We start from the raw sequence: 4,602 nt of genomic DNA, 5'->3' as shown, positions 1-4,602 counted from the left end.
GGCCGAGGTGCTGGCGCAGGACATGCTCTTCGCCACGCTCGACCCGACGGCGCGCGCGCTCAAGCTGCCGCATGGCGCCCGCATCATGCTCTCCGACACGGTCGGCTTCATCTCCGACCTGCCGACCCAGCTCGTCGCCGCCTTCCGCGCCACGCTGGAGGATGCGATCGAGGCCGACGTGCTGCTGCATGTCCGCGACGTCGCGCATGAGGACACGCAGGCGCAAGCCGCCGACGTGCAGGCGATCCTGCGCGATCTCGGCATCGATCCCGACGACGGCCAGCGCGTCGTCGAGGTCTGGAACAAGTCGGACCTGCTCAATGCCGACGAACGTGAGCGTCAGCTCGGCCTCGCCTCGCTGAAGCCGGATGCGGCGCGGCCGGTGCTGGTCTCGGCGCTGACCGGCGACGGCATCGTGCGCCTGACCGACGCGATCGAAGCCCGCATCGCGCGGAGCCGGCCGACCTACCGGCTGATGCTGGCGCCCGGCGACGGCAAGTCGCTGGCCTGGCTGCACGCGAACGGCGAAATCCTGGAGCGCGAAGACGCCGAGGACGGGACGCTGAGCCTCGTCGTGCGGCTGCCGCCGGAGCGGGAAGGGGCGTTTGGGGCAAGGTTTCCGGGAGCGGAGCGGCAGGGCTGAAAACGCCCCATGCCGCAAGAGGCTCAGGGAACCCTCTCCCGTAGGGAGAGGGCAGGGTGAGGGGTCGGCCGTTCGACACCGTGGCCGTGACCTCACCGCAGCCGTCGTTGGGTTCTTGCGTCACTGGTCCGGGGGCCTACACCTCACCCCTGCCCCTCTCCTTACAGGAGAGGGGTTCCCCGCGGCTCGTCTTCTCCGCCCGCTTCACCGCCTGCCAGAGCGCTTCCATCTCGTCGAGTGACGCGTCCTTCGCTGTGCGCCCCTTAGCCTCCAGCGCCTGTTCGATGCCCCTGAACCGTCGCTCGAACTTGGCATTGGCCGCCTGCAGGCAGCCTTCCGGATCGGCGTCGACATGGCGGGCGAGGTTGGCGACGACGAAGAGCAGGTCGCCGATCTCCTCCTTGATCGCCGCCTTGTCGCCCGAGACAAGCGCCTCGTCGATCTCGGCGGTCTCCTCCCTGATCTTGTCGAGCACGAGTTTTGCGTCGTTCCAGTCGAAGCCGACGGTCGAGGCTTTCGCCTGCAGCTTCCAGGCGCGGGTGAGGGCGGGCAGGGTCTGCGGCACGCCGGCGAGCACGCCCTTGTCCTCGGCCTTCTCAGGCAGCCCTGCGGCCTCTCGCGCTGCCGCCTTGTCGGCCTTTTCCTGCGCCTTGATGCTGTGCCAGAGCGCCTTGACCTCGGCGGGCGAGAGATCGCGCGCGTCGCCGAATACATGCGGGTGACGGCGCACCATCTTGGCGGTGACGGCCTCGACGACGTCCGGGAAGGCGAAGGCGCCTTCTTCGTCCGCCATCTGCGCGTGATAGACGACCTGCAGCAGGAGATCGCCGAGCTCGTCCCTGAGATCTACCAGATCGCCGCGCGCGATCGCGTCGGCGACCTCGTAGGCCTCCTCGACCGTATAGGGCGCGATCGAGGAAAAATCCTGCTCCAGATCCCAGGGGCAGCCCGTTCCGGGCGTGCGCAGCGCCGCCATGATCTCGATCAGGCGCGAGATGTCGCGAGAGGGCTCCACGCTGCAAAACTCCCTGAAGTCGGATAGCTTGCTCCCATGATTCAGGTCACCCCGTCCATCGCGATCGACGAGAGCGAGATCGAGGAGAGCTTCGTGCGCGCCTCGGGGCCGGGCGGCCAGCACGTCAACAAGGTATCGAGCGCGGTCCAGCTCAAATTCGACGTGCGCCGCTCGCCTTCGCTGCCGAACGACGTCGCGCTCCGGCTGATGAAGCTCGCCGGCTCGCGGCTGACGCTGGACGGCGTCATCGTCATCGTGGCTCAAGGCCAGCGCAGCCAGAAGCGCAACCGCGAGGAGGCGCTGGACCGGCTGCTGGAGCTGATCCGCCAGGCAGCGGTCCGGCCGCAGACGCGCCGCCCGACCAAGCCGACCAAGGCCTCGAAGGAGCGCCGCCTCGTCTCCAAGGACAAGCGCGCCTCGATCAAGGCCGGGCGCGCGAAGCCGGGGACCGACTGAGCGCCAGCCTGACACGACACTGCCGGAATCTGGCAGCATCTGCTTCTAGACCTCTCTCCATCGCCGAACCGAAGGAGAGACCCGATGCTCGATGCCAATTTCATCCTGCTCTATGTCGACAGTCCCGCCGCCAGCGCGCGCTTCTATGCCGGTCTGCTCGGCACGGAACCCGTCGAGGAATCGCCGACTTTCGCGATGTTTCCGCTGTCCTCGGGCGCGATGCTCGGGCTCTGGTCGCGCCATACCGTCGAGCCGGCGCCGGCCGCCGCCGGGGGCGGCGCCGAGATCGCGACCGTCGTCGAAAGCCCGGGCGAGGTCGACCGGCGCTGCGACGACTGGCGCGGCCGCGGCCTGACGATCCTGCAGGAGCCGTCCGAGCTCGATTTCGGCCGGACCTTCGTCGCGCTCGATCCCGACGGCCATCGCCTGCGGGTGTTCTGTCCGTCCGAAGGCTGAGGATGCAACGATGCCCAGATACTGGCTCGGCGTCGCCTGTGCTGACCATGTCGCGCGCGGTCGCGCGGGCGGCTTCATGCAGGTCAATCACGGCAAGGCGACGCCGCTCCGGCGGCTCGTCCCCGGCGACGGCATCGCGTATTATTCGCCGACGCGGGCGATGGGCGTGAAGGACGGCCTGCAATCCTTCACCGCGATCGGCACGGTCGCCGCCGGCGAGCCCTATCGCGGCGAGATGGGCGGCGGATTCATGCCGTTCCGCCGCGACGTTGCCTGGCACGCGGCGATACCGGCCGCGATCAAGCCGTTGCTCGACCGGCTGGAATTGACGGCGGGCAAGCCGAACTGGGGTTATGCCCTGCGCTTCGGGCTGATCGAGATCGTCGCTGCCGATTTCGCGCTGATTGCCGAGGCTATGGGTGCCGGTCGGTAGCGATCACGCCGCCGCGACGATCTCGATCTCGACCAGCCAGTCCTCCCGCAGAGTCCGAACCACGATCGCGATCGTCGGCACGACATGCCGCCCGAGCGCCGCGGTGCGTGCGTTCTGGTTCGCGTCGACATAGGCGGCATCGCGCAAATAGCTGGTCAGCCGCACGATGTTGTCGGTCGTCATGCCGGCGGACGCCAGAATCGTGCGAAGGTTATGCCAGATCAGCGCCAGTTGATCTTCGAGCGTGCGGCCCGCCACGCCGGTATCGTCGAGACCCATCGTCCCGCTGACGAAGAGCAGGCGGGCGGGCGACCGGACCTCCATCGCGTGGACGTAATCGGGCGTGGCGGCATAGATGCCGTCCGTCGGAGCGTGAGCGACAAGCTGCATGAGGTTTCGCCTCGCGGTGAAGAACGTGATACCGAAATAATACAGAAGTGCCGAATGACATTCGGCCACAAGGCGAAACACCGTCATGGCTGAAAAGACAGAGCGTATTCGGCGCGGCCCTTATGCTAAGCCTCCACTCGACGCTTTCGACCGAAAGATATTAGGCGTGCTGGTCGCAGATGCGGGGTCGAGCTATGCCGCCATCGGCGAGGCGGTCGGGCTGTCGGCGCCGGCCGTGCACGAGCGGGTCAAGCGGCTGCGGCGCGAGCGCGTGATCGCGGGCACGAGCGCACGGCTCGACGGAACGGCGATCGGCAAGCCGCTGCTCGCCTTCGTCCATGTCGAGGCGGCCGGCTGGGGGAAGGGCGAGCGCATGCTGCGGCTTGCCGATTTCCCGGAGGTCGAGGAGATGCATTCGGTCGCGGGCGACGCTGGCATGATCCTCAAGGTGCGTTGCGAGAGCCCGCATGCGCTGGAACAGCTGCTGGCACAGATTTATGCCGTGCCGGGCGTCAAGGGCACGCGCAGCTACATCGCGCTCTCGACCTATCTGGAGCGGCCTGTGCAGGCGGAAGCGACGCAGGCGTGGCCGGCGGTCGCACCTTCGCTCGACTGAACGCCGCACCGCGCCTTGCATTCGCGCCGCTTCCGCTGTAAGGCGCAGCGCATTCCACATGGGGAGCATCACCTCGACACCGAGGCGTTCCGGTGACCTGGCAGCCTATGCCTTGTTCATTCGCACCCCAGAGGCTCAACCGGAAGGACGATAGAACACCATGGCTCTGCCCGATTTCTCCATGCGCCAGCTGCTCGAGGCCGGCGCGCATTTCGGCCACCAGTCGCATCGCTGGAACCCGAAGATGTCGCCCTATATCTTCGGCACCCGCAACAACATCCACATCCTCGACCTGTCGCAGTCGGTGCCGATGCTGTCGCGCGCCCTGCAGGCGGTCTCGGACACCGTCGCCCGCGGCGGCCGCGTGCTGTTCGTCGGCACCAAGCGCCAGGCGCAGGACGCGATCGCCGATGCCGCCAAGCGCTCGGCCCAGTACTACGTCAATTCGCGCTGGCTCGGCGGCATGCTGACCAACTGGAAGACGATCTCCGCCTCGATCCAGCGCCTGCGCAAGGTCGACGAGCTCCTCAACGGCGGCAGCACCGGCCTGACCAAGAAGGAGCGCCTGATGCTGGCGCGCGAGCGCGACAAGC

General features: G+C 67.7%; 8 protein-coding genes. 6 read left to right on the top strand and 2 right to left on the bottom strand.

Features of this window, described 5'->3' with window-relative positions:
• Positions 1-643: GTPase (locus AC5JCN_RS04795; protein ID WP_495753889.1), on the top strand; the 643-nt coding region annotated here is incomplete at its 5' end.
• Between the two features lie 136 nt (positions 644-779).
• Here AC5JCN_RS04795 and mazG read toward each other — a convergent pair.
• Positions 780-1,658, bottom strand: a complete 879-nt coding sequence (gene mazG / locus AC5JCN_RS04790) for a nucleoside triphosphate pyrophosphohydrolase (RefSeq protein WP_495753888.1) — start codon at positions 1,656-1,658, stop codon at positions 780-782.
• A gap of 36 nt (positions 1,659-1,694) precedes the next feature.
• Here mazG and arfB point away from each other — a divergent pair, with 36 nt between their 5' ends.
• From arfB to AC5JCN_RS04775, 3 genes are all read left to right on the top strand, one after another.
• Complete coding sequence (arfB, locus tag AC5JCN_RS04785; protein ID WP_495753887.1) at positions 1,695-2,114, top strand: alternative ribosome rescue aminoacyl-tRNA hydrolase ArfB; 420 nt, start codon at positions 1,695-1,697, stop codon at positions 2,112-2,114.
• Positions 2,115-2,198: 84 nt separating this feature from the next.
• On the top strand, positions 2,199-2,570 hold the full coding sequence (locus AC5JCN_RS04780; protein ID WP_495753886.1) for a VOC family protein: 372 nt from the start codon (positions 2,199-2,201) through the stop codon (positions 2,568-2,570).
• A 10-nt stretch (positions 2,571-2,580) separates the two neighbouring features.
• Complete coding sequence (locus AC5JCN_RS04775; protein ID WP_495753885.1) at positions 2,581-3,003, top strand: EVE domain-containing protein; 423 nt, start codon at positions 2,581-2,583, stop codon at positions 3,001-3,003.
• Positions 3,004-3,006: 3 nt separating this feature from the next.
• On the opposite strand, the gene AC5JCN_RS04770 is transcribed toward AC5JCN_RS04775, so the two are convergent.
• On the bottom strand, positions 3,007-3,393 hold the full coding sequence (locus tag AC5JCN_RS04770; RefSeq protein ID WP_495753884.1) for a RidA family protein: 387 nt from the start codon (positions 3,391-3,393) through the stop codon (positions 3,007-3,009).
• An 85-nt stretch (positions 3,394-3,478) separates the two neighbouring features.
• Between AC5JCN_RS04770 and AC5JCN_RS04765 the strand changes: the two genes are divergently transcribed.
• A complete protein-coding gene (locus AC5JCN_RS04765) occupies positions 3,479-4,009 on the top strand; it encodes an Lrp/AsnC family transcriptional regulator (protein WP_495753883.1) in 531 nt (176 codons plus the stop codon).
• Positions 4,010-4,169: 160 nt separating this feature from the next.
• A partial coding sequence (gene rpsB / locus AC5JCN_RS04760; RefSeq protein ID WP_495753882.1) for a 30S ribosomal protein S2 occupies positions 4,170-4,602 on the top strand: 433 nt, incomplete at its 3' end.

The sequence above is a fragment of the Alsobacter sp. genome, from assembly GCF_059501845.1.
Note: the sequence above shows the minus strand (reverse complement) of the source record. Positions and strands in the feature narration are given on the sequence as shown.